This window comes from Colwellia sp. BRX10-4, assembly GCF_014077465.1.
Lineage (GTDB): Bacteria > Pseudomonadota > Gammaproteobacteria > Enterobacterales > Alteromonadaceae > Colwellia_A.
Genome location: NZ_JACGVZ010000002.1, coordinates 1 through 23341 on the forward strand (window position 1 = coordinate 1; position 23341 = coordinate 23341).

The window sequence follows — 23341 nt, forward strand, 5'->3', positions numbered from 1 at the left end:
TATTCATTTAGATGATGATCTAGATGATCTGGACGGACTCGATGATTTAGATGATTTAGAAGACATATCACTTGATAGCGACGAGTTAGAAGGTGGCGAGTTAGACCAAAGCGACTTAGATTCCTTACTTTCAGGCCTTGATGACGATGATGACGACGTTCCAGCGGATAAAGATCAAATTAATAACAATGAAAGTAAAGAAGAGCTGCCAGGTGAAGCATTAGAAGGTGGTGAATTAGACCAAGATTTATTGAATGACCTATTAAACGGCATTGGCGACGATGACGATAGTGCTTTAGAGACAATTGAATCTGTACATGAAGAAGCTGCAACAGAACTAACCGATCCAGACGATATCGATGCACTGATGGACTCAATGGCTACCGCAGCGTCAAAACCTAATCCAGAGAAAGTAGCAGATGCAGCTGATGATAGTTCTGCTGAGTTAACTGACCCAGACGATATTGATGCACTGATGGATTCAATGGCCGCCGCAGCGCCAAAACCTGAGCCAGAAAAAGATGCCGCCGATGATAGTACTGCTGAGTTAACTGACCCAGACGATATTGATGCACTGATGGATTCAATGGCCGCCGCAGCGCCAAAACCTGAGCCAGAAAAAGATGCCGCTGATGATAGTACTGCTGAGTTAACTGACCCAGACGACATCGATGCACTGATGGATTCAATGGCCGCCGCACCGCCAAAACCTGAGCCAGTAGCAGATGCCGCTGATGATAGTACTGCTGAGTTAACTGACCCAGACGACATCGATGCACTGATGGATTCAATGGCCGCCGCAGCGCCAAAACCTGAGCCAGTAGCAGATGCCGCTGATGATAGTACTGCTGAGTTAACTGACCCAGACGATATTGATGCACTGATGGATTCAATGGCCGCCGCAGCGCCAAAACCTGAGCCAAAGGATATAACTGACAATAGTACTGAAGAGTTAACTGATCCTGACGATATAGACGCACTGATGGATTCAATGGTCAAAGAAAGTGCGGTTGCTGAATTAAATGAACAAGCTGAGAATTTTGAAATATCAGATCCCGATGATATCGACGCCTTGTTAGATTCAATGTCAGCCCCAGAACAGATGTTAAAACCCATTACCGCCGATGATATTATTGATCCTCTTGATGAAATGGCTGCTGAAAATATAGCATTAACTGACCCTGATGATATTGATAGTTTATTAGGTGATATTCAGGGTAATGCAACTGAGACTAAAGAAGATGAAAATAAAGCGCTTATCGATAATTTTACCAATGAATACGTAGCGCCATTTTTATCAGTAGATTTTAGTGAACTACTTAAAGATGATACCGAAGTATTAGTTGACGATACTCATGCAAGTCATGACGAAAGTATAAACGAAAAAATTAGTAAGAAAGATAATGACTTGTCAGATAATTTAGATATAGATGCACTTTTGGCTGAGATGGCTGACGGTGACAATTTAAACTCTGATGATTTAGATATTGGTGACGATATACTCATCGATGGACAAGTCAATGAACTAGAGCCAGAAGCAGCAACTGATTATACCGATAGTGATGTATTAGCTGATTTATTAGCCGATGAAAACATCTCTGACGATTATTTTGTTGATGAAAATAGTGAAAATAGTGAAAATAGTGAAATTGATGAGATTGATGCACTCGCTCATGTTGACTTTGATGACTTATTGGCAAACATAGCAGAAGAGAGTCAAACGACACCTTCAGATGATCTCGACTTTTCAACTGACTTCAATGCTAATGACATTGACTTAGACGCTGTTGATTCCGATGATGAGATTAAGATTGAAGTTGACACTGAAGATGATTTCGATATTGACTTAGATGATGTGTTAGATATTGGTGATGACCTCAATAGTGATAATAATTTAAATGTTGATTTTGAAGATGAAGATGAAGATGAAGATGACTTTGTCTCTGTCGACTCTTTATTATCAGATAGTTTAAGCGACACAGAAGACGAAGAGCCCTATAATAAAACTGATTTTAATGTGGGACTTAATGAGTTCCCTGAGTTTTCTGGTGAAAACGCCGCCGAAGAAGAAGATGATAACGGTATTGCCGCTAAATTAGATTTAGCGAAAGTTTATATTGAAATAGGAGATAACGAAAACGCCGAAGTAATACTACAAGACGTAGTAGCAAAAGGTGATGCCCAGCAACAATTTGATGCTCAACAACTACTTGATAATATTAGTTAATCAAGAGACGTTATTTCATTCTATAAAAGCCACTGTTGTGGCTTTTTTTATATAAGTGAAATAGGCGCAATAATAGAAAACGCCAAAGTAATATTCAAGACGTAGTAGCAAAAGGTGATGCTCAGCAACAATTTGATGCTCAACAACTACGTGATAATATTAGTTAATCAAGAGACGTTATTTCATTCTATAAAAGCCACTGTTGTGGCTTTTTTTATATAATCAAAGAACCTGATTGGCATAAACCTTAAAATATTGGATAATGCGCGCATTATAATCGGGAGTTATTGATGCGTTACGCTTTAGGTATTGAATACGATGGAAGCCGTTATCACGGTTGGCAACGACAAAAAAATGCGGTCAGTGTTCAGCAAAATGTAGAAAAAGCTTTATCAAAAATTGCTGATGAAAAAATTGAAGTTATTTGTGCAGGCAGAACTGATACGGGTGTTAGTGCGACTAACCAAGTTATTCACTTTGAAACGGACAAAGTTCGTAAAGATGTTGCTTGGACACTGGGCGTAAATACCAATCTACCTAGTGATATTGCTGTGTCTTGGGTTAAGCAAGTGGACGACAGTTTTCATGCTCGATTTAGCGCCACAGCACGTCGTTACCGCTATGTTATTAATAACAATCGTTTAAGATCTGCAATTTTAAGCCAAGGAATAACCTGCTGTCATTATCCACTTGATGAAAAGCTAATGCATCAAGCGGCACAGTCTTTATTGGGTAAACATGATTTTACTTCCTTTCGCACCGTTCATTGTCAGTCGCATTCTCCGGTTAGAACATTGATTCATTGCAATGTTTCACGACAAGGTGATTTTGTTATTATTGATGTTAAAGGCAATGCTTTTTTACATCATATGGTGAGAAATATTGCGGGTAGTTTAATGCGTATAGGCCAACAATTAGAAACAGTAGTGTGGTTGGGCGAAGTACTTGAAGCTAAAAATCGTTGTGTAGCTGGCATGATGGCATCTGCTGCAGGTTTGTATTTTGTTGGTGTTGACTACCCACAAGAGTTCAACATTCCAAAACCTCCGCTGGGGCCACTGTTTTTACTTTGAGATAAATAGTGACAGAATGAGTAATTACAAACTGCTAATTCCAACAAAACAGACCAGTTTTTTGTATTCATAGTAGGGTTAAATGTGCTTTAATTGTCGAATATAGTTAGAATAATTCAAAAAATTAATAATTTGCTGATAGGTTCGAAACCAATATTGGCAAGTTTTCCTATGTTCCCATGAACATATTAGGTAAAAGAAGGCAAAAATAAATTATGAGCTGGATAGAAAAAATTCTCCCAAAAGCAAAAAGCACCCAAAAACGTAATATCCCTGAAGGCGTTTGGAGCAAGTGTACTTCTTGTAATGCAGTACTATATAAAGCAGAACTCGATAGATTATTATCTGTTTGTCCAAAATGTGATCACCATATGCGTATTTCAGCACGCAAACGTATTGATTGCTTTTTAGATGCAAATAATCGTGCTGAATTAGGTGAAGAGTTTGAAGCACAGGATATTTTAAAGTTCAAAGATTCAAAACGTTATAAAGACCGCCTAAGCGCTGCACAAAAAAGTACCGGTGAAAAAGATGCACTGGTTGTTATGATAGGCGAACTTAATGGTATGCCTATCGTTGCTGCTGCGTTTGAGTTTGCTTTTCTAGGTGGTTCAATGGCATCAGTTGTTGGCGCTCGTTTTGTTAAAGGTGTTGAATACTGCCTTGAGCATAACCTACCACTTGTTTGTTTTTCTGCAAGTGGCGGAGCACGTATGCAAGAAGCATTATTTTCATTAATGCAAATGGCAAAAACAAGTGCAGCATTAGCGAAAATGAGCGAAAAAGGCTTGCCTTACGTTTCGGTATTAACTGACCCTACGATGGGCGGCGTATCTGCAAGTTTAGCTATGCTCGGCGATATTAACGTTGCAGAGCCTAAAGCGTTAATTGGCTTTGCGGGTCCACGTGTTATTGAACAAACTGTTCGAGAGAAGTTACCTGAAGGTTTTCAGCGTAGTGAATTTTTAAAAGAAAAGGGTGCTATTGATATTATTGTTGACCGACGTGAAATGCGTAGTACGCTTTCTCGTATGTTAGCTAAATTCATGGGACATCCAAGCCTTAACGCTTCATAACTAACGTTTCATAACAACACTATGCCAACAAACAACAAAAGCCATTTTGCTAGCAAGTCGCTAGCTCAATGGCTTTCTTATTTAGAAACAATACATTTAACTGAGATCGACTTGGGGCTCACACGCATTTCGCTTGTGGCTAAGCGATTAAATATTGATTTCAGTTTTGCCCAAGTGATCACGGTCGCAGGTACTAATGGTAAAGGCACTACCTGTGCTTTTATTGAAAATGCTTTGCTCGGTGATGATAAAACAGTTGCGGTTTATTCTTCACCACATATTGAAAAGTTCAATGAACGCTTACGTATTAATAATATTGACGTTGACAGTCAGTCATTGATCAACGCCTTTGAGCAAATAGAGCAACAACGTGGTGATATTTCACTAACCTACTATGAATACACAACATTAGCCGCATTTTTAGTTTTAATGGAAAGAAAACCTGCTTTTATTATTTTGGAAGTAGGTTTGGGTGGGCGTTTAGATGCCACAAACTTAATTGACGCTGATATTGCGGTTATAACCACGATAGACTTAGACCATCAAGCGTACCTAGGTGATAATCGCGAAAGTATTGGCTTTGAAAAAGCGGGTATCATGCGTGCGCATCAAAAAGTTGTTATTGGTGATACCGATTGTCCTATATCAGTACTTGCTCATGCTAAAAAACTTAAAGCCGTGTTGAGTCTGCGAGGCGATGACTTCTCTATTGAACCGCACCAAGTACCCGCTTGTCACTCTTTGTGGCGTTGGACATTTGGCGAGTACCAAATCAATGATTTAAATAAGCCTTTTATACCTCAAGATAATGTAGCAACAGCACTAACAGTATTGGCTTTACTTAATGATTGTTCTGTTGTTTTTAATACTGAAAGTGTAAATGTCTTAATAAACCAAACAAAAGTTGCTGGTCGAACTGAGCTTATCAGTAAAAAATCGTTAAACAGTCCGGTGCTACTTGATGTTGGCCATAATCCTCAAGCAGCACGTTATTTAGTTGAGTATTTAAAGTCGCAAAAGTATGACAAGCTTTATGCAGTTACCGGTATGTTAAAAGACAAAGATATTGCTAACACCTTTGGGCCATTATCCACATTAGTTGATAAATGGTATTTAGGCAGTTTATCTATGCCTCGTGGAGCTACCGCAAAGGAGTTAGCCGAAAAATTGTTATTAAATGAAGATTCAGCTAATTGTTTTGACAATATCACTGAGGCATTTAGAATGGCTAACAAAAATTCAACAGCAACAGATTTGATCTTAGTGTTTGGATCATTTTACACCGTAGCTGAAGTCCGACGTTTATTGCTGTAGTTTTTATTAACTGCAGCCTGGGAGTTCCATTTGTCTACACCTTTTCAAAACCGCTTAGTTGGCACCATTATTGTGGCTGCGGTTGCTATTATTATTTTGCCAGACTTACTAGACGGTAATAAAAAGACCTATCAAGATGAGTTTGAAAAAATTCCACCTCCGCCTAAGGTCGAGTTTGTTAAGAACACTCCAAGCTTTCCTGAAGATAAAATTTTTATAAATACCGACGAAATACTGAGTGATGAAACGGCGTTAGATGACGATATCTCTTCGACTGAACAAGCAATAAAAAATACAGCTGAAACAGAGAGTGACCCGAGCTTAAATAACGCTGTAGCGACCAAAGAAGACGATAAAGAGTCAACTGAGCAAGCAATAGATAATATTTTGCCAGAAAAGTCCGTGTTGCAACAAGCATGGGTAGTACAGCTGGGCAGTTTTCGTCATAAAAAAAATGTTGCACAGTTATTACTCAAGCTTAAAGATAATGGTTATACCGCTTTCACAAAGCCGATAAAAACAAAAAATGGCCCATTAATTAAAGTTTTCATTGGTCCTGAACTGATCAAAAACTCATTGATAAAAAAAATCTCAGCATTGAAAAAATTAACCGGTGTTGAAGGTAAAATTGCTCGTTTTTATCCGACAAAATAATAAGTTATAACCACTGCCCAATAATACAGTGTAAAAAGTAGTTGAGCACTTTCAATGGCAATGGCTATTTTAAATAAAACATTGGTAAAATAAGGGGCGTTTCTGTTAGAATGCGCGCCTTATTATGCTGGTAAATATTCATTGGTAACGATTAATTTATGGTTTGGATAGACTATGCCATCTTGGCAATTGTAGGCATTTCAACATTAATTAGCTTGGTTCGCGGCTTTGTCAAAGAAGCTGTTTCGCTAGTTATCTGGATCAGTGCCTTCTTTATTGCCAGCCACTTCTATGTAAATCTTGCTAGTTTATTGACAAACATTTCCGATCAAGTCCTACGTAATGCCGCGGCAATTGCTATTCTTTTTATTACCACGTTAATTCTTGGCGCTATGGTAAATTATCTTATTGGTCAATTGGTCAGTAAAACCGGCTTGTCTGGAACCGATCGCCTGCTAGGGCTTGTATTTGGTGCATTACGTGGCGTGTTAGTTATCAGCGCAGTATTATTCTTTATGGATGCATTTACGCCAGCGTCATCAACCGCATGGTGGGCAAGTTCTCAACTCATCCCCGAGTTTACACTCATTGTTGAATGGTTTTTCGAATACCTAAAGAATTCATCAAGCTTTTTGAAATAACGTTATTGTAGTGCCATGAAAATGGGGCTGATGTTCATTAGTATAATTTTTATTTACTTAGCGTTTATGTTATTAAAACGCCCTTAAACTTAGTTCTGTGGAGAATAAACGCATGTGTGGTATTGTTGGCATTGTTGGTAAAACATCGGTAGGTCAAGCATTATATGACGGATTAACTGTACTTCAACATCGTGGTCAAGACGCTGCAGGTATTGTGACTATTCACAACAATACCTTTAGACTACGTAAAGGAAATGGTTTAGTAAAAGACGTGTTTCATACGCGTCATATGTTGCGATTACAAGGTAACATGGGTATTGGTCATATTAGATATCCAACCGCAGGTACTTCAAGTTCTTCAGAAGCTCAGCCATTTTATGCCAATGCTCCTTTTGGTATTTCTCTTGCACACAATGGTAATTTAACCAACGCGATTGAATTAAAAGAGTGGTTATTTAATGTCGCACGTCGCCATGTAAATACCACCTCTGATTCTGAATTGTTACTCAATATTCTCGGTCATGAATTACAATTGACTGAAAATTTGAAATTAACACCTGATGACATTTTTACTGCAATATCTAATGTACATGAGCGTATTCGTGGTGCCTATGCAACGGTTGCTTTGATTATTGGTCATGGCATGGTGGCATTTCGTGATCCTAATGGCATCCGTCCTTTAGTATTTGGTAAGCGTGAAACGGCTACCGGTATCGAATATATGATTGCTTCTGAGTCGGTAGCGCTTGATGCAAACGACTTTGAATTTGTCCGCGATGTTGCGCCTGGCGAAGCTATTTATTTCACTGAAGATGGGCAAATTCACAGCCAGCAATGTGCAAAGAACCCAACATACAACCCGTGTATTTTTGAATATGTTTATTTTGCGCGTCCTGATTCAGCAATTGATAAAATTTCTGTTTACGGCTCTCGTGTTGAAATGGGCAAAAAATTGGGTGATAAAATTGCAAAAGAATGGGAAGACGTAGATATCGACGTTGTTATCCCTATTCCAGAAACATCATGTGATACTGCTTTAGAAATTGCTCGCCATCTTGGTATCCCATACCGTCAAGGTTTTGTGAAAAACCGCTATATTGGTCGAACTTTTATTATGCCGGGTCAAGAGCAGCGTAAGAAGTCAGTTCGCCGTAAACTTAATGCGATAACAACTGAGTTTGCTGGTAAAAATGTATTGTTAGTCGATGACTCTATTGTAAGAGGGACGACTTCTGGGCAAATCATTGAAATGGCTCGCTCTGCGGGGGCAAAAAATGTTTATTTTGCCTCAGCCGCACCAGAAATTCGTTTTCCTAATGTTTACGGTATTGATATGCCAAGTGCCAATGAACTGATTGCTCATGGCCGTGAATTAGACGATATTTGCCAATTAATTGGTGCAGATAAACTTATTTTTCAAACCTTAGAGGATTTAGTTAGTGCTGTGGGCAGTGTAAACCCTGAAATCAAACAATTCGAGACATCTGTTTTCGATGGTCAATATATAACTAAAGATATTACTCAGGGCTATTTAGAACGTTTAGATGCGATGAGAAATAATGAGAATAAAGAAGACTCAGATAAAAATGCTGATTCAATTATAGATATGCACAATGAAGGTGCTGAATAGCATCAGGCTTGTCTGAACGACACCATAGAAAAATAAAGTAAAATAAAAGCCCGTTTAGTTTATCACTAAGCGGGCTTTTTTATCATCAAATGCTAAAGATACATATTTATAATAAATGACTTATCGACTTAAATTTATAATAAAAGCGTTAAGATATATGTTCAGAGCCAAAGCCCATACCTAGCATAATAGCGCTAAATGCCATTAAAGAGACTAAAAGAACTAATCCGCAAGTAACCACCGAGCTTGAATAAATAAAGCCTTTTTCTTCTGGAATATTCATCATGATGGGTACGCCAGAGTAAAGTAAATAGACTGAATAACAAAGTGCGGCTAGTCCCGCTAAAGCAACAAACCATAAAACAGGAAATAAAGCGGTTACGCCAACCATTAATAATGGTGTTGCTGTGTAAGCGGCTAACTCTAAAGATTGGGTGAAATCAGGCTTAGCATCAAAAGTTTTTGCCATCCATTGAATTAAAAAAGCTAAACCAATAACACCAAAGATCAAACCAAAATACATACCGACAGACATAGTCATTGCGCTTGCCTGAGTTAATTTTATTGGATCTCCTACGCCTATTGTCCAACCAATATGAGCAGCGGCAAAATAACTACAAATGGCAGGTATTAACGCTATGGTTAAAATATGAACCATGCTATACATTAAGCTTTCGTGGCGCCTTTCTATTGTGTGCCACTCTTTCTTAGGGTCAGTATACAATCCCCATATATGGTTTAATATCATAATAAAATCCTCTCGCTGTCCCCAAAATTACATTTATTGCTTTTTATTTTTTATTAATAAATGTCTGTGTCGATCAATGTTTTTATTATTGATAGCTTATTTATGTAAGATGGCGAAGCTTTCGTCAAGAGATGAATAGCAATTAAGCTAAATTAAATGCAAATAACTTCTTTTTATACCGAAAATAACAGATGTTTATATAGTGATATATTATTTTGTTCTTTCAAAGAAAAGTGTGGGCTATTAAGAATGTCATTGTTAATTGAAAATCAGGCGACTTTTATTCTAACAATATTCATGACTTCTATCTCAAAGCCGGCAATTATTTCAGTGCTTGTGTAATAGGTCATGTTCACTTGTTGTTTGCTAAGCGATTTATAAGCTTTTTTCCGCTTATATTTAAATGGAGCATCACAGCCTTTTATCATTATCGTATTAATAAACCACTCATCTTGTTCGCGTTGAACATGAGAGACGACAGTAACATTTTCACTATGAACAAGTTTGTCATGTTTTTTTAAGAGACTGTTTACTGTTTTCTTTTTCATCTTTATTACCTTGACGAGACGTTGTAATGCCCGGACCTAAAATAGTAGCGCCATTGATATTGGCTTTGTATTAATAAGATAAACTATTCTAAACTTTATTATATCTTTTCGCAAAATTGACAATTAAGACGGAACATCATTAAAGTATTACCATAGTAAGGCGGGATATTAGCGAACTTATTAGGAGATTTTTTTTAAATTTAGCTATACTAGCTACTCTTAAGTTTGTATAACTCATCGTAATGGGGTGTTTGTAGTAATGAGCAAATCAATTCTTTTCCATACTATTTATCCACATAAAACCAGTAAAGTATGGGTTGTTTTTGTCCATGGTGCTGGCGGTAGTTCGGCAATTTGGTTTCGTCAGATCAGAGATTATCAAAAAACCTATAATGTGCTCTTACTTGATCTTCGTGGCCACGGAAAGTCCAGCCATCTGGTACAAACCTTTGTTGATAGTAATTACTCCTTTAATAAAGTCTCTGAAGATATCATCGATGTTTTAGATCACAACAATATTAAATGTGCACATTTTGTTGGTATTTCTTTAGGAACTATTATTATTCGTAACATAGCTGAAATTGCGCCTCAATATGTATCAAGTATGGTGCTAGGTGGCGCTATCACTCGTTTTAATGCTCGTAGTAATATCTTGGTTTATTTGGGAAATACCTTTAAGCATTTTTTACCGTACATGTGGTTGTATCGTTTATTTGCTTTTATTATGATGCCGAAAAAACGCCATAAGGAATCGCGGCACTTATTTGTTCGTGAAGCTAAACGTTTGTGCCAGAAAGAATTTATTCGTTGGTTTAAGTTAGCGATGGACGTGAATCCCTTGATGCGTTATTTCAAAGAAAAAGAAATTGATATACCTATCCTTTATATTATGGGCAAGGAAGACCATATGTTTTTGGGGCCGGTGATGGAAATGGTTAAACAACATAAAAACAGTTTATTACACACCATCCATAAATGTGGTCATGTCTGCAATGTTGAGAACCCCGAACTCTTTAACCAACATTCGTTAGAGTTTATCGCTCAACAATACTAATATTATAAGATATATCTACCCCTTGAGAACAAAGTTATGTTTTTTCTTTTATAAGAATTAGTCTATAGCGGTTAAACAGAACTGATTTGGTTACGCCCGTTTTCCTTTGATTTATACATGGCTTTATCCGCTCTTTTGAGAAATAAACCAACATCATCTGACTTAGTTAATTGAGTTGCCCCCATACTTACGGTGACCTTTACTTTTTTATTATCAATAATAAGAAAGGCATTATCAACAGCCGCGCGGATGCGTTCAGCAACAATTAACGCGAAGTCGATGTTGGTAGCGGGAAGAATGAATGCAAACTCTTCACCGCCAATTCGCCCCATCAGATCATTCTCTCTCAGTACCAATTGGCTTACGTTGCAAATAAGTTTTAAGACATCATCGCCAATCGAATGTCCATAGGTATCATTAAATACTTTAAAATAATCTACATCTAACATTAATAAACACAGTGGAACTTGATAACGATGGGATCGCTCTAATTCAAGCTGCAAAGATTTCATAAAAGCGCGTCTGTTAGCAATGCCGACTAACTCATCCGTTGTCGCCATTTTTCTTAATTTATTAATGTCTTGTTCTATATGGTTAGCCATTTTATTTAAATTTTTGCTCAGTGAGCCAATTTCATTTTTTACGATGACCTTGCTACGTGCTTGGTAATTTCCTTCGGCAATATTTTGTGCATCGTGAACCAGTGAAAATATGGGCATAACAATTTTATTTCTGACATAAAAAGTAATAATTAACGCCATAAGCGTTGAAATAACTAATAATAAAATGACATACCATAAATGTTTTTTTTGCTTAATGTTAAACTCATCAGCCTCGACAATTAACCTAGTTTCTACAGCTTCGATAAATTTTTGAATAGGTTGCATGATGGCCCTTTTTTCTTGCTGGTATTGAGGTGAAAATAATAGCTTAACCGCAAAAGCCCTTTCAGGCTCGCCTTTAAGGGTAAACGTACCTTTACCATCGTTGTAGAGTCCTGCCATTAATGCAAAAGCCTGTTTTTCTATAGTCATTAAATTATCTGAGCGGGCTTGGGACTGTTGAAGAAGTAACAACTCACTTTCTGTAAAGCCCATATTCCCCATAAGTGTCTTTAATGGGACTTGTACGCCTAATTTATCTGAAGTAAATCGTTCTGGCGTAAGTGAGGTGTGCCAGTAAGTGGGAGGGTATTTTTTTGGTCGAGGAGAATCCCCGTTTCGTATTGCAATGATGTCAAAGTAATACTCTTTATAAATTTCATCCCCGGTAACCACATAATTACGTGCCATACGTGTTAGGTCATCTGAACTTTGACGTAGTTCATTAGCAATGCCTAGCGAATATATATGGTGCTTTTTATCCTTAATTGCTTGTAGATCAAAAATACCAATAATATGAAAGACAACATAACCCCACATGCTTAATATGACGATAAAGCATAAAAAACCGATTTTATTGCCAGTGGAAATATTCATCAATAACCTATTGGTTTGGTGTTAGCTATGCAATAGTACACAGTTGTTACTATTTACTTATTTCATTCACTAAAGTCTAACCATGAAATTAAAATTTTACAGACACTTTTATTAAGTGTTGAGTTTATCCAAACGAGTATCCTTATAGATTTATAAATCTATAAGGTATGATATTACTAATATCACTGTTTTAAAGCTTACTTTGAGTATAGACACTTCTGATCATCTTGTGTAAATAAGCGATAATTCTTGATACGGGTATGATAAACAGGCATTAATTTAATCCCCATAGGTTAGTTATTTACGATATTTCGGCCACAACACTATTAGCGCCTAACTTCTTTTTATCAGTGTTAAACACCGAAGTGTGAGTTAATGGAGCCGTAATAAAATTTATTTATATTGTTAATTACTCACTTAGTGTCGGCTAAATGAAATCTTATTCATAATTACCTGGCTAAATGAAGGGGTAATTTTAGGGGATTAAATACTTTGGGGTGCTTTTGTAGTATTTTTACCATGATATTCTGCTTAATAATAAGGAGTTACCGTGATTTGCGTAAAAGACTTATCTTTTAGCCGTAATGATGGCGCCAACAAACAAAATATTTTAAATAAACTCGATTTATTTGTACCTGCAACACAGCACCTTGCATTACTTGGTGATAGTGGTTCAGGTAAAACAACCTTTTTGCATATTTTAGCGGGACTCTTGCAAGCAGATAGTGGCTCGGTAAGTATTAATAATCAAGAGCTTTCATCACTGAATGAGACAGAACTTGCGCTTTATCGTCGTAAAATAGGGCTAATATTTCAGCATTACCAATTGCTTGACTGTTTAACTGTAAAGCAAAATATTCTCTTTCAACACAAACTCAATTACCCCAAAGAAATTGCGGATGAATTTGACCATATCGTCAATAAACTCGGGCTCCAAAGTAAGCTTGATTCATTGCCAGAAAAACTCTCAGGGGGAGAACAACAAAGAGTTGGCATCGCAAGAGCTTTACTTAACAAACCTCAGATAATTTTTGCAGATGAACCAACAGGTAACTTAGACCGGCAGCGCTCGCACCAAGTCGTTAAACTTCTTACTGAGTTATGCACTGAGCAAAAAATCAATTTGGTGATGGTGACTCACAGTCATCAATTAACCGATTACTTTGATCATGTAAAAGTACTTAGAGATGGGCATTTTGAATAATTTGACCAATGAAATTAAACTTATTCTCGCCACTCATTTAGCCTTCTATCGAAGACATCCTTGGTTAATGGCATTATTTTTTCTTGGTTTTAGTCTAGGTAGTGCACTATTAACCGCAATTTCTGGTCTTAATCAAGAGGCTAATACACGCTATGAGAATTCTTCCGCATTAATCAATAACCCCGTTACACATTTAATTAAACCATTAACAGGGAAGTACTTTATTGATGGCAATATATGGCTCACTTTACGACAACATGGCTTTATCAATACTCAACCCGTTTTACGAGGTCAATTAAAAACCAACAAAGGGGAAACGCTTGCCATTCAAGGTGTGGATACTTTGCTATGGTTAAACCGTGCGCAATACCAACAAAGTGATGAAAATGTTAATAAAACTGCTCAACGATTTTCCCTTTCTACCTTATTAGTTGACTCAAAATTTGCAAATCGTATCGTGACAAAAACAGGTGAGCCGATAAATTTTTCGCTGCAAAACGCTCAGCAACAACCTGAAGTTATATTAGCTGACAATATCGGATTTTGGGCGATCACTGATATTGCCAATGCTGATTATTTATTAGCCGCTAAAGGGCAACTCAGTTTTATTGAGCTCTCGCATGTTAGCGAGCAGCAATTAATAGAAATAGCAGAGCTAATTGCTGGGCAAGCACAGTTGATCGATGCAGAGCAACAATCGTTCGATGTTTTATCTGAAGCCTTCTTTTTTAATCTGACTGCACTTGCCATGCTAGGTTATATTGTTGCGGCATTTTTGAGTTTTAATGCGATAAAACTGACCTTAACTGCGCGACAAAAATTAATAGAGCAAATGCAGCTATTAGGTTGCATTAAGTTAAGTGTTCAATTGAGCCTTGTCATTGAGCTTATTATTGTCAGTATTTGTACTGCTTTATTAGGCACATTAGGTGGTTATTTAATTGCTAATGCATTAGTGCTTGATGTGAACAGCACTTTAGTTGGCTTGTATCAACTCGATAAAGCGCTTGTGATCAATTGGCAATGGTCAAATGTCTTATTAGGGTTTGCCCTTAATATTTCGGCTTTGGCAGTAATACTTTTAGCGCAAGCCAAACAAGTTGCCCAAAAAAGTCAACTGATGTTCTATAGTTTGTTGGTCAGTACATTAGCGGCGGTCATAGGTTTACTCTATTATGCGACTAATGAGTATCAAGCCTTGCTGCTGTGTTTTGCGCTTTTAATGTTATTTATTTTACTTGTGCCTAAAGTACTGTCTCTCTTGGTTTCATTACCGTTCACCATTACAAATCCATTAACACAATGGCTTCATGCCGATACCCGACTCCATGTAAAAGATCTTCATATTGCTATTATTGCAATTTTAGTCGCGCTTGGTAGTGCCATCGGTATGCAAATTATGGTGAAAAGTTTTAGCCATACATTAAATGCCCATCTTGAAAAACAATTAAGTGCTGATATATATTTGCGTTCAGATAAGCTCGATAACAACTTAAGGCAAGCGCTCACTAACTTGCCTGAAGTTGATAAGTTAAGTATTTATATGCAAAGTGATGGTGATGTAAATAAAGTCCCTGCGAATCTTGCAAGCTTTGGTAATAGCTTTGAACATTATCAACATATTTCGCTGACTTCAGGCTCAGCCATTAATGGAGCAAATTTTTATGGTCAAGGCTGCTTGGCTAATGAACAAAGTAAAATTAAGTTTAATTATTCATTAAATGACGTGATGGTATTTAAGCAAAACTCAACTAAATTTACTTGTCGTATAACAGGGTTCTTTTATGATTATGGTAACCCAAGAATATCGTTACTTACGCTAGAAGAACGCCATAAAACAGCCGCACTAAATCATGATGTTTTTGGTTATTCAATACGGCTAAAAAGTAGTACTTCCGTTGCCGTTTTTAGCGAGCGTTTAATGGACGAATTTAAACAAGACAGTACAAAAATTTTAGCCAATAAAAGATTTAAAGAAATCGCTAATACCTTGTTTGAAGATACGTTTGTAGTGACCAAAGCACTCAATGGTTTTATTCTCGCTATTGCATTGTTAAGTTTGTGTACCAGCCTATTAAGTTTAAGTGTTAATCAATTAAAGCAATTAACCATATTACGTAATTTAGGCGTGACACAGCGGCAATTATTAACCATGAAATTGCTACAAACAGCAGGTGTAGTGGTTTTTACCGCATTGTTTGCTATTCCGCTCGGCTTCGCATTGGGCTTCGCGTTATTGAAGTTTGTCATGCCAATTGCCTTTGGCTGGACTATTCACTTTAGTTTAGATTTAAGCAGTTTATTAATAACTTGTTTAACGCTAGTTGGAGTCTCTGTTTTATGTGCCTATTTACCGATTCGAAAATTAACTAACTTATCGACTAAGGAGTCATAATCGCGTGATAAAAAGACAAGTTTTGGTCGGGGTATTATTGACTCCGTTTGTTTTTGTACGATTTACGCTTGTGCTGCTAATTTTTGCGCTGTCTGCGTGTCAACCTGCTGAGCAAGAAACAACATCATCTAAATTACAAGTGGCTATTGGCAAACCGGTAATACAGGGCACTGCTCTTATCTTCCCCGCAGATCATGGTATTCATGCTGAACAAGGTATTGAGTGGTGGTATGTGACGGCTAATTTGCAAAGTGACACGGGTGAGACTTTTGGGGTTCAATGGACATTATTTCGCACACTAATGCCAGGTAACCTTGAGTCAAAATGGTGGGATAATAATCTTTACTTTGCTCATTTTGCAATGCAACACCAACAAGATCATGTTGCGTTTGAACGGTTTTCACGAGCAAGGCAAGCTAAGGTCATTAGCTCGCCGTTTAATGCCAGTATTGATGATTGGCAGTTGGGCAGTATCAACAACGAATTTTTACCACTCAATTTAACCGCAGCCCATGAAAAATATGAAATCGCTCTAACTCTAAGCGACAGTCCAATAGTTTTGCATGGCGACAAGGGCTATAGTCAAAAAACACAAAGTGGTCATGCATCTTATTACTTTAGTTATCCCTTTTTAAAAGTAAAAGGTCGCCTAACTTTTGCGGGTAACACCTATAACGTTACGGGTAATGCATGGTATGACAGAGAATGGTCGGCGAGTTTACTCGACAAAAATCAACTCGGTTGGGATTGGTTCAGTATTGTTGACACTCAATCAGCCGCTCAATCAGAGAAGCAAGGACTCATGCTCTTTTGTATTCGAGGTAATAATAATAATTATGAGTATTGTAGTGGTACTGAGATAGCCCCCAATGGCGTAACAACACCACTTTTTACAGAAGATATTAAATTGTCTGTTATTGAAACCGTGACATTAAATAACAACGATTATCCTAGTAAATGGCAAGTTGAATTAACGAATAGACCAACCATTATTATTGAAAGCATTACCAAAGATTCACGTAATCAATTAACGATCCCTTACTGGGAAGGACGAGTAAAAGCAACGGGTGGTTTTAATGGTATTGGCTATGCTGAAATTACTGGCCACTAATTATTCATTATTAAGTTGTTATTTTATAAACCCTGGTCAAATGACTAATAAAAGAACTCATCCGTAAGTTATATGTAAGACTTGCAATCATTATTGCCTGATAATATTAGTTTCTTTGCTGTAAAAAAGTGGATTGAGTGAGATGATTTTGTTTCATAAAAGGCCCTTACTTTGTGGTATTAGCGTCTAAAGTAACGTTTAAAGTAGCATATAAAGTACTCAATATTATTTTCTCGTTAACTTTCTCTAAAATAGCCGCGCAATTATCAATAAGGGTATGATAAAATCTATTTAAATCTAGTGTATATAGTGAAGAATTTCACCAAATGTCGACTGCAAAATTATTATCTCCAATACTGTCATTCTTAAAGTGCGAAACACCACAAGCATGGCTTAATGAAGCCGTAAAGCCTGAAAATTTATCTGTGCTATTAATTGATCACCTGGTCTGTGAATTAAAAGCAGCTCAGTCTGCTATGTTTTTGATCCGAAAATATGCAGTTGATAAAGAAAGTGGTGATGCTTTGTTGGCATGGCTGCAGCCATTTGAGCAATTAATCTATAAAAGGCAAGGGGATTGGCGCTCATTACCGTCGAAAAACAAGTTAACTAAAGCCATATTACCTAAGTCAGGTTCAGCACACGGGCAAGGCCTTATCGACAAAATGGTCTTACTGATAAAAGAAGAATTACATCATTTTTATCAAGTATTAGAAATGATGGATGAGTATGGTATTGAATATCAAAGTATTACGCCGTGCCGATACGCGAAAGGCTTACTTCGCCATGTAAAATCTTTTGAACCTGATGCTATGGTTGATAAGTTAATTATCGGTGCCTTTATCGAAGCTAGGTCGTGTGAACGTTTTGCTAAAATAGCCCCTCATGTTGATAAACGTCTTGGTGATTTCTATATATCATTATTGCGCTCTGAAGCTAGGCACTACCAAGACTATTTATCATTAGCGACAGAAATAACCGGAAAAGATATTTCTGAACGAGTGAGGTACTTTGCCGATATTGAAGCGGCATTAATTATTAGCCCTGACGAAGACTTCAAGTTTCACAGTGGTTTACCAATAAAAGCTATTTAATTTTAGTAAGCATTTTCTGGGTGTTGTGTGGCAATTATACTCGCTAAAACACAACAATTTCGCCCTGAATTTTTAGCTTTATATAAAGCTTGGTCTGCATTATTAAATAATGTAGACCAAGTCATATTACTTTGTAGTTCGGCAACACCGATAGATACTGTTATTGGCGGCAGTTGCGTATTACTTTGGCGTTGGACTAACTTTAATGTTGAAATAGCCAGACGAATTTTTTCAGCCATTGAATGAGCAAATTGTTGAGATTTGTTTGATAGAATCACTATAAATTCTTCACCACCGTAGCGTACAGGAATATCATCTGATGCTACATGTTCTTTGATGATTTTAGCAACAAGTTGAATTACTTTATCACCGACACTGTGCCCGAAAGAATCATTCACTTTTTTAAAGTGATCAATATCGATAACTAAAGACGAATGAGTCTGACTCAATGATAGCGTTTTTAATCTTTGCTCACATCCTCGGCGATTTAATAATCCGGTTAAGGTATCAATTAAGGCCTCTTGACGAGATTCTTCTAACTTTTGTTTTAGCTGTGAAACTTCTTGAGAAGCCTTATAAAGTTCGGTTGATAAAAACTTATGTTTAACTTTTGACTGACCTATAGTGTTAAACAAAAATGTTGTAATATTTTGCAGCGGTTTATATACCCTTAATTGACCAAGTGCCTTACTTATTTTATTTAGGTGGCTTATCGCGGCTTTTTCATTTGAAACTTGATGATCAAGCTGCGCTAAGGTACTACTTAATGTGTACCCTAAAGGTGTGAATATTTTATCTTCAATTTGTTGAGTATTTGATAAAAACTTAACAAATAAAGAATCGAGGAAAATAGTGTCTAAGGGTTTATAGGCGGCTAATTGAACATCTATTTTACTATTGAGGGATAAAATTTCTTTAGTGAAATAATAATAAGCTACTGCGTAATGACTAGGTGTAGGTGCAACATTATGAAAAATCATGAATTTTTTTGCTTCTTCAGAAATAATCATAGCGTGATGAAAGTTCTCCTGCATAATACGTCCTTTTATTATTTTTTACATCATAACAGTTAACTAAAAGTAAACTCAATGTAAAAGCATATAGAAACGTGTGGTTTTATAAACTTTTATTGACCAAGCTATAAGTTATTTATATAAGTATTAATCAATTTAAAACAAATGGAATTTTAGTCAGTTTTAAAAGCTTGTGAAAGTAACTTTATACTGTTTTCTGTTACCTTTAACCAAGCGCCCTGTTCATACCAGTCACCTAGTACAATACGTTGAGCGGGAGCATTATTTACTTGAATATTGTGGATGTTTGGACGATGGGTATGTCCATGTATCATTAACTGACTTTTATATGACTCAAGTGCGTTTATAACTTCAGTTTCGGTAACGTCCATTATTTCTTGTGATTTCATTGCCGTTGCACTGGCACTTTTTATGCGATAGTTCTCAGCAATTTTTCGGCGTATAAACAAAGGCAAGTTTTTGATGATGGCTTGCCACCACCATGAGCGTGATTTTTTTCTAAAGGCTTGATAGGCAATATCACGCGTACATAAGGTATCGCCGTGCATAATAACAACAGGTTTACCGTATAAATTAATAAGGTCTATTTCAGGTAATAAAAGCATACCACAGGCTTTAGCATATTTTTTACCAAGTAAAAAATCTCGATTACCATGAATATAGTAAATACGGGTGCCTAGCTTGCTTAATGTTTTTAAGGCGTTGGAAACGTTTATAACAAAAGGATTTGTATCATCATCGCCAATCCAGTACTCAAATAAGTCACCTAATATATAAAGCGTTTCGGCTTTAGGCGCATCATTTTCAAGGAATGACAAAAAACAGGCCGTGATATCAGGCCTATTTTGAGCTAAATGTAAGTCGGCAATAAAATAGGTTACCGACTCTTTTAATACCGTGCTGGTCACTGAATGAAATTAATCAATAATCGCAGATTCAATGATAATTTCTTCTTTTGGTACATCGTCATGACCGAGCAAACGGCCAGTATCAACTAATGTCATTTTATCAACAATATCCATGCCTTCAACAACTTCGGCAAATACACAATAACCCCAACCTTGCACAGATTCGTTTTTAAAATTTAAAAAATCATTGTCGCTTAAGTTGATAAAAAATTGAGCTGAAGCTGAATGTGGCTCTTGGGTTCTTGCCATCGCTAAAGTGCCACGCTTATTTTCTAAGCCATTACTTGCTTCATTCTGAATGGTTTCACGAGAATCTTTTTCTTCTAAGCCAGAAGCAAAACCACCGCCTTGTGCCATAAAACCTTTAATGACACGATGAAAAATAGTGCCGTTGTAAAAACCATCTTCAACATATTGCTGAAAGTTTTTTGCTGTAAGAGGTGCTTTATCAAAATTTAATTCAATTTTGATATCGCCTAAGTTTGTTTTTAAAATGATCATTTTATTTACTCTTCAATTTCGATATGGGAATTGTAAACGAAAGCACAGAACTGTAAAGCAAACTTATGGATATTGTGTAGGTAAATAATGACCCTAGCGCTTTGTTCGGGTACAATTATCGAAAATTAATAGAATTTTTATTAACTATTAATTACCCCTATTTTAATCATGATCGGAGCCAGAAAATCTTATGTTACAGATATACAATACATTGACCCGCCAGAAGGAAGTTTTTATCCCAATTGAAGCAGGTAAAGTGGGTTTGTATGTGTGTGGTTGTACGGTTTACGATTTATGTCATATCGGTCATGGGCGCACTTATATTAGCTTTGACAACATTGCTAGATACCTAAGATTTTCTGGTTATGACGTAAATTATGTCCGTAATATCACCGATGTTGAAGATAAGATAATTAAGCGTGCACAAGAAAATAACGAAACACCAGACGAGCTTACCGAGCGTACTATTGCATTAATGCATGAAGACTTTGATAGTTTGAACATTGAACGACCAGATGTAGAACCAAGAGTGACGACGCACATGGACGAAATTATTGCCATGATCGTCACACTTGTCGAAAAAGAGCATGCCTATGTTGCTGCTAGTGGCGATGTGTTGTTTGCTGTATCGAGCTTTGCAGACTACGGCAAACTCAGCGGTCAAAATTTAGAGCAATTACAAGCAGGCTCTCGTGTAGAAGTTGATGAAAGTAAAAGGTCACCACTGGATTTTGTTTTGTGGAAGTCAGCTAAACCACGTGATCCAAGTTGGGAATCACCTTGGGGAGCAGGGCGTCCCGGTTGGCATATTGAATGTTCGGCGATGAGTGCTAAAGAACTAGGTCATCATTTTGATATTCACGGTGGTGGCTCAGATTTACAGTTTCCACACCATGAGAATGAAGTAGCACAAAGTTGTTGTGCGCTTGATTCCCCTTATGTGAATTATTGGATCCATACTGGTATGGTGCAAGTTGACCAAGAAAAAATGTCAAAGTCACTCAATAACTTTTTTACTATTCGTGATGTGCTCAGCCAGTATGACTCAGAAACCGTTCGGTTCTTTTTAACCTCTGGACATTATCGTAGTCAGCTAAACTATTCTACGGATAATTTGGAACAGGCACGTTCTGCTCTAGAGCGTATTTACACAGCTTTGCGTGATGTTGAGGTGCTTGCTGATTTTTCACTAGATAAAAATGACACGTTTGTTGCTCAATTTATTAAAGTAATGAATGACGACTTTAATACACCACAAGCGTTAGCGGTATTATTTGATTTAGCCAAAGAGTTAAATGTCGCTAAAAATGAAAGCAGTGATAAGGCACCTTATTTAGCTGCAACACTCAAAGGTCTGGGAGAATTGATTGGTTTGCTACAACTATCTCCAGCAAGTTTTTTACAAGGAAAAGGTGACAGCGATGAAGTCGCTGAAGTTGAAGCGTTAATAAAGCAACGTAATGATGCGAGAACAAGTAAAAACTGGCTATTAGCTGATGAAGCTCGAGATAAATTAGCGGCGATGAATATTATCGTTGAAGACAGTGCGGGCAAAACTACATGGCGTAAAAGCTAATTTGTAGTTGATTAACAGCCAGTGAGTAAAAGTCAAACCTCAATAACACATTGTTATTGAGGTTTTTGTTTTAAAAGGCATGTTGCTTTTTAAATTAAAGGATTGACACAATAATGTGTTAATTACTGATTATTTACGGTCCAGCGTTTAATTATTTTAGCAATTTCGCCGCTTTGTTCTAACTTGGCAATGGCTTTATTAATCAGATTAAGGGTTTCAAGAGTACAGGATTCACGGCTTAACATAATATGAATATTATCTTGGTATATTTTTAATGAGTGCATCTCAAACTCATCTTGCAAAAAGTATTTTTCAGAGAACACTTTCATCGTTACTGGGTCGACCAAAAATCCGTCGATGTGACCTTTTAGCAATAGCGCTACATTTTGCTCTAGATCGATAACGTTATTAATATGGCTATGAAAATCTTTGGTCGTAATAAGTTTTTGAAACTCCTCACCATAAAAATATCCTCCTTCTACACCAATCATATAATTAGAACTAGCCAGATCACCTAATGTCTCGAGCTTAATTTTATCAGCCATGCCTTTTTTGACAAAAAGATTAACTTTCTCAAGACGATAAGGTAAAGAAAAATAAGCGCTTTCTTCTCGTTCAAGCGTATAGGATGCACCCATCGCCATATCCATTTTGCCTGTTTTTATGTATTGTAAATGTCTTTTCCAAGGCAATTCAGTGAAGGTTACCTTAAAATTGGTCTCTTTAATAATCGCATTGAAAATATCGAAATCTAAACCAACAAGTTCTTGTTTTTTATTGTGGTATTGATAGGGATACCATAACTCCCAACCAACAGCATAATCTCTTGAAGGAGCAGTATGAGCAGGACTATTCACAATTAATAATAGAACTAAGAGTATATATTTTTTCATTCTATTTCTTCCATGCATCAGCTAATTAATGAATCGAGATCCTGATATTACGGTAACTTTACTTGCCTAGACGTGTTTTATAGACAAATTTATATCCTTATATTGCACTATCAATGGTATTAACAGCAACAATTTGTTACATCTACATTGACATAAGCTTAATTTAAAAGCAAAAAAGGGCA

20 protein-coding genes are annotated in these 23341 nt (G+C 36.8%); 13 read left to right on the forward strand and 7 right to left on the reverse strand.

The window, feature by feature from the left end; translation table 11 throughout:
- The 7 genes from H4J67_RS02455 to purF all read left to right on the forward strand — a co-directional run.
- A partial coding sequence (locus tag H4J67_RS02455) for a FimV/HubP family polar landmark protein (RefSeq protein WP_310740483.1) occupies positions 1-2227 on the forward strand: 2227 nt, incomplete at its 5' end.
- 290 nt (positions 2228-2517) lie between these two features.
- Positions 2518-3300, forward strand: a complete 783-nt coding sequence (truA, locus tag H4J67_RS02460; protein WP_182176544.1) for a tRNA pseudouridine(38-40) synthase TruA — start codon at positions 2518-2520, stop codon at positions 3298-3300.
- 215 nt (positions 3301-3515) lie between these two features.
- Positions 3516-4376 carry an acetyl-CoA carboxylase, carboxyltransferase subunit beta gene (gene accD, locus H4J67_RS02465; protein WP_182176545.1) on the forward strand — a complete coding sequence of 287 codons (861 nt, stop codon included), beginning with the start codon at positions 3516-3518 and terminating at the stop codon, positions 4374-4376.
- A gap of 21 nt (positions 4377-4397) precedes the next feature.
- On the forward strand, positions 4398-5690 hold the full coding sequence (folC, locus tag H4J67_RS02470; RefSeq protein WP_182202787.1) for a bifunctional tetrahydrofolate synthase/dihydrofolate synthase: 1293 nt from the start codon (positions 4398-4400) through the stop codon (positions 5688-5690).
- A 30-nt stretch (positions 5691-5720) separates the two neighbouring features.
- Positions 5721-6344, forward strand: coding sequence for an SPOR domain-containing protein (locus tag H4J67_RS02475; protein WP_182176547.1), 624 nt, complete (start codon positions 5721-5723; stop codon positions 6342-6344).
- Between the two features lie 158 nt (positions 6345-6502).
- Positions 6503-6985 (forward strand): CvpA family protein, encoded by a 483-nt coding sequence (locus H4J67_RS02480; RefSeq protein ID WP_070374279.1) that lies wholly within the window; start codon positions 6503-6505, stop codon positions 6983-6985.
- Positions 6986-7097: 112 nt separating this feature from the next.
- Entirely contained in the window at positions 7098-8615 is a 1518-nt protein-coding gene (gene purF / locus H4J67_RS02485; RefSeq protein WP_182202789.1) for an amidophosphoribosyltransferase, read from the forward strand.
- A gap of 148 nt (positions 8616-8763) precedes the next feature.
- Here purF and H4J67_RS02490 read toward each other — a convergent pair whose 3' ends face one another.
- Together H4J67_RS02490 and H4J67_RS02495 are read right to left on the reverse strand one after the other, a co-directional pair.
- Positions 8764-9363: a Yip1 family protein gene (locus H4J67_RS02490; RefSeq protein WP_182176549.1), complete on the reverse strand. Its 600-nt coding sequence runs from the start codon at positions 9361-9363 to the stop codon at positions 8764-8766.
- 269 nt (positions 9364-9632) lie between these two features.
- Positions 9633-9911, reverse strand: a complete 279-nt coding sequence (locus tag H4J67_RS02495) for a hypothetical protein (RefSeq protein ID WP_182176550.1) — start codon at positions 9909-9911, stop codon at positions 9633-9635.
- A 259-nt stretch (positions 9912-10170) separates the two neighbouring features.
- Here H4J67_RS02495 and H4J67_RS02500 point away from each other — a divergent pair, with 259 nt between their 5' ends.
- On the forward strand, positions 10171-10965 hold the full coding sequence (locus H4J67_RS02500) for an alpha/beta fold hydrolase (protein WP_182176551.1): 795 nt from the start codon (positions 10171-10173) through the stop codon (positions 10963-10965).
- A gap of 71 nt (positions 10966-11036) precedes the next feature.
- Here H4J67_RS02500 and H4J67_RS02505 read toward each other — a convergent pair whose 3' ends face one another.
- Complete coding sequence (locus H4J67_RS02505; protein WP_182202791.1) at positions 11037-12443, reverse strand: GGDEF domain-containing protein; 1407 nt, start codon at positions 12441-12443, stop codon at positions 11037-11039.
- Between the two features lie 550 nt (positions 12444-12993).
- Here H4J67_RS02505 and H4J67_RS02510 point away from each other — a divergent pair.
- From H4J67_RS02510 to H4J67_RS02525, 4 genes are all read left to right on the forward strand, one after another.
- A complete protein-coding gene (locus H4J67_RS02510; protein WP_182176553.1) occupies positions 12994-13647 on the forward strand; it encodes an ABC transporter ATP-binding protein in 654 nt (217 codons plus the stop codon).
- Positions 13640-16042: an FtsX-like permease family protein gene (locus tag H4J67_RS02515; RefSeq protein WP_404842770.1), complete on the forward strand. Its 2403-nt coding sequence runs from the start codon at positions 13640-13642 to the stop codon at positions 16040-16042. The genes H4J67_RS02510 and H4J67_RS02515 overlap by 8 nt, the downstream gene beginning before the upstream one ends.
- Positions 16043-16049: 7 nt before the next feature.
- Entirely contained in the window at positions 16050-17153 is a 1104-nt protein-coding gene (locus H4J67_RS02520; RefSeq protein ID WP_182176639.1) for a lipocalin-like domain-containing protein, read from the forward strand.
- A gap of 326 nt (positions 17154-17479) precedes the next feature.
- Entirely contained in the window at positions 17480-18247 is a 768-nt protein-coding gene (locus H4J67_RS02525) for a tRNA isopentenyl-2-thiomethyl-A-37 hydroxylase MiaE (RefSeq protein ID WP_182176555.1), read from the forward strand.
- Positions 18248-18249: 2 nt separating this feature from the next.
- On the opposite strand, the gene H4J67_RS02530 is transcribed toward H4J67_RS02525, so the two are convergent.
- The 3 genes from H4J67_RS02530 to H4J67_RS02540 all read right to left on the reverse strand — a co-directional run bounded on the left by H4J67_RS02530 (position 18250) and on the right by H4J67_RS02540 (position 20690).
- Positions 18250-19281 carry a GGDEF domain-containing protein gene (locus tag H4J67_RS02530; RefSeq protein ID WP_182176556.1) on the reverse strand — a complete coding sequence of 344 codons (1032 nt, stop codon included), beginning with the start codon at positions 19279-19281 and terminating at the stop codon, positions 18250-18252.
- Positions 19282-19433: 152 nt separating this feature from the next.
- Complete coding sequence (locus H4J67_RS02535) at positions 19434-20189, reverse strand: UDP-2,3-diacylglucosamine diphosphatase (protein ID WP_182176557.1); 756 nt, start codon at positions 20187-20189, stop codon at positions 19434-19436.
- Between the two features lie 9 nt (positions 20190-20198).
- Positions 20199-20690, reverse strand: a complete 492-nt coding sequence (locus tag H4J67_RS02540; RefSeq protein ID WP_182176558.1) for a peptidylprolyl isomerase — start codon at positions 20688-20690, stop codon at positions 20199-20201.
- A 190-nt stretch (positions 20691-20880) separates the two neighbouring features.
- Here H4J67_RS02540 and cysS point away from each other — a divergent pair, with 190 nt between their 5' ends.
- Entirely contained in the window at positions 20881-22266 is a 1386-nt protein-coding gene (gene cysS, locus H4J67_RS02545; RefSeq protein WP_182176559.1) for a cysteine--tRNA ligase, read from the forward strand.
- A 122-nt stretch (positions 22267-22388) separates the two neighbouring features.
- On the opposite strand, the gene H4J67_RS02550 is transcribed toward cysS, so the two are convergent.
- Complete coding sequence (locus H4J67_RS02550) at positions 22389-23159, reverse strand: ABC transporter substrate-binding protein (RefSeq protein WP_182202793.1); 771 nt, start codon at positions 23157-23159, stop codon at positions 22389-22391.
- Positions 23160-23341: the final 182 nt, after the last annotated feature.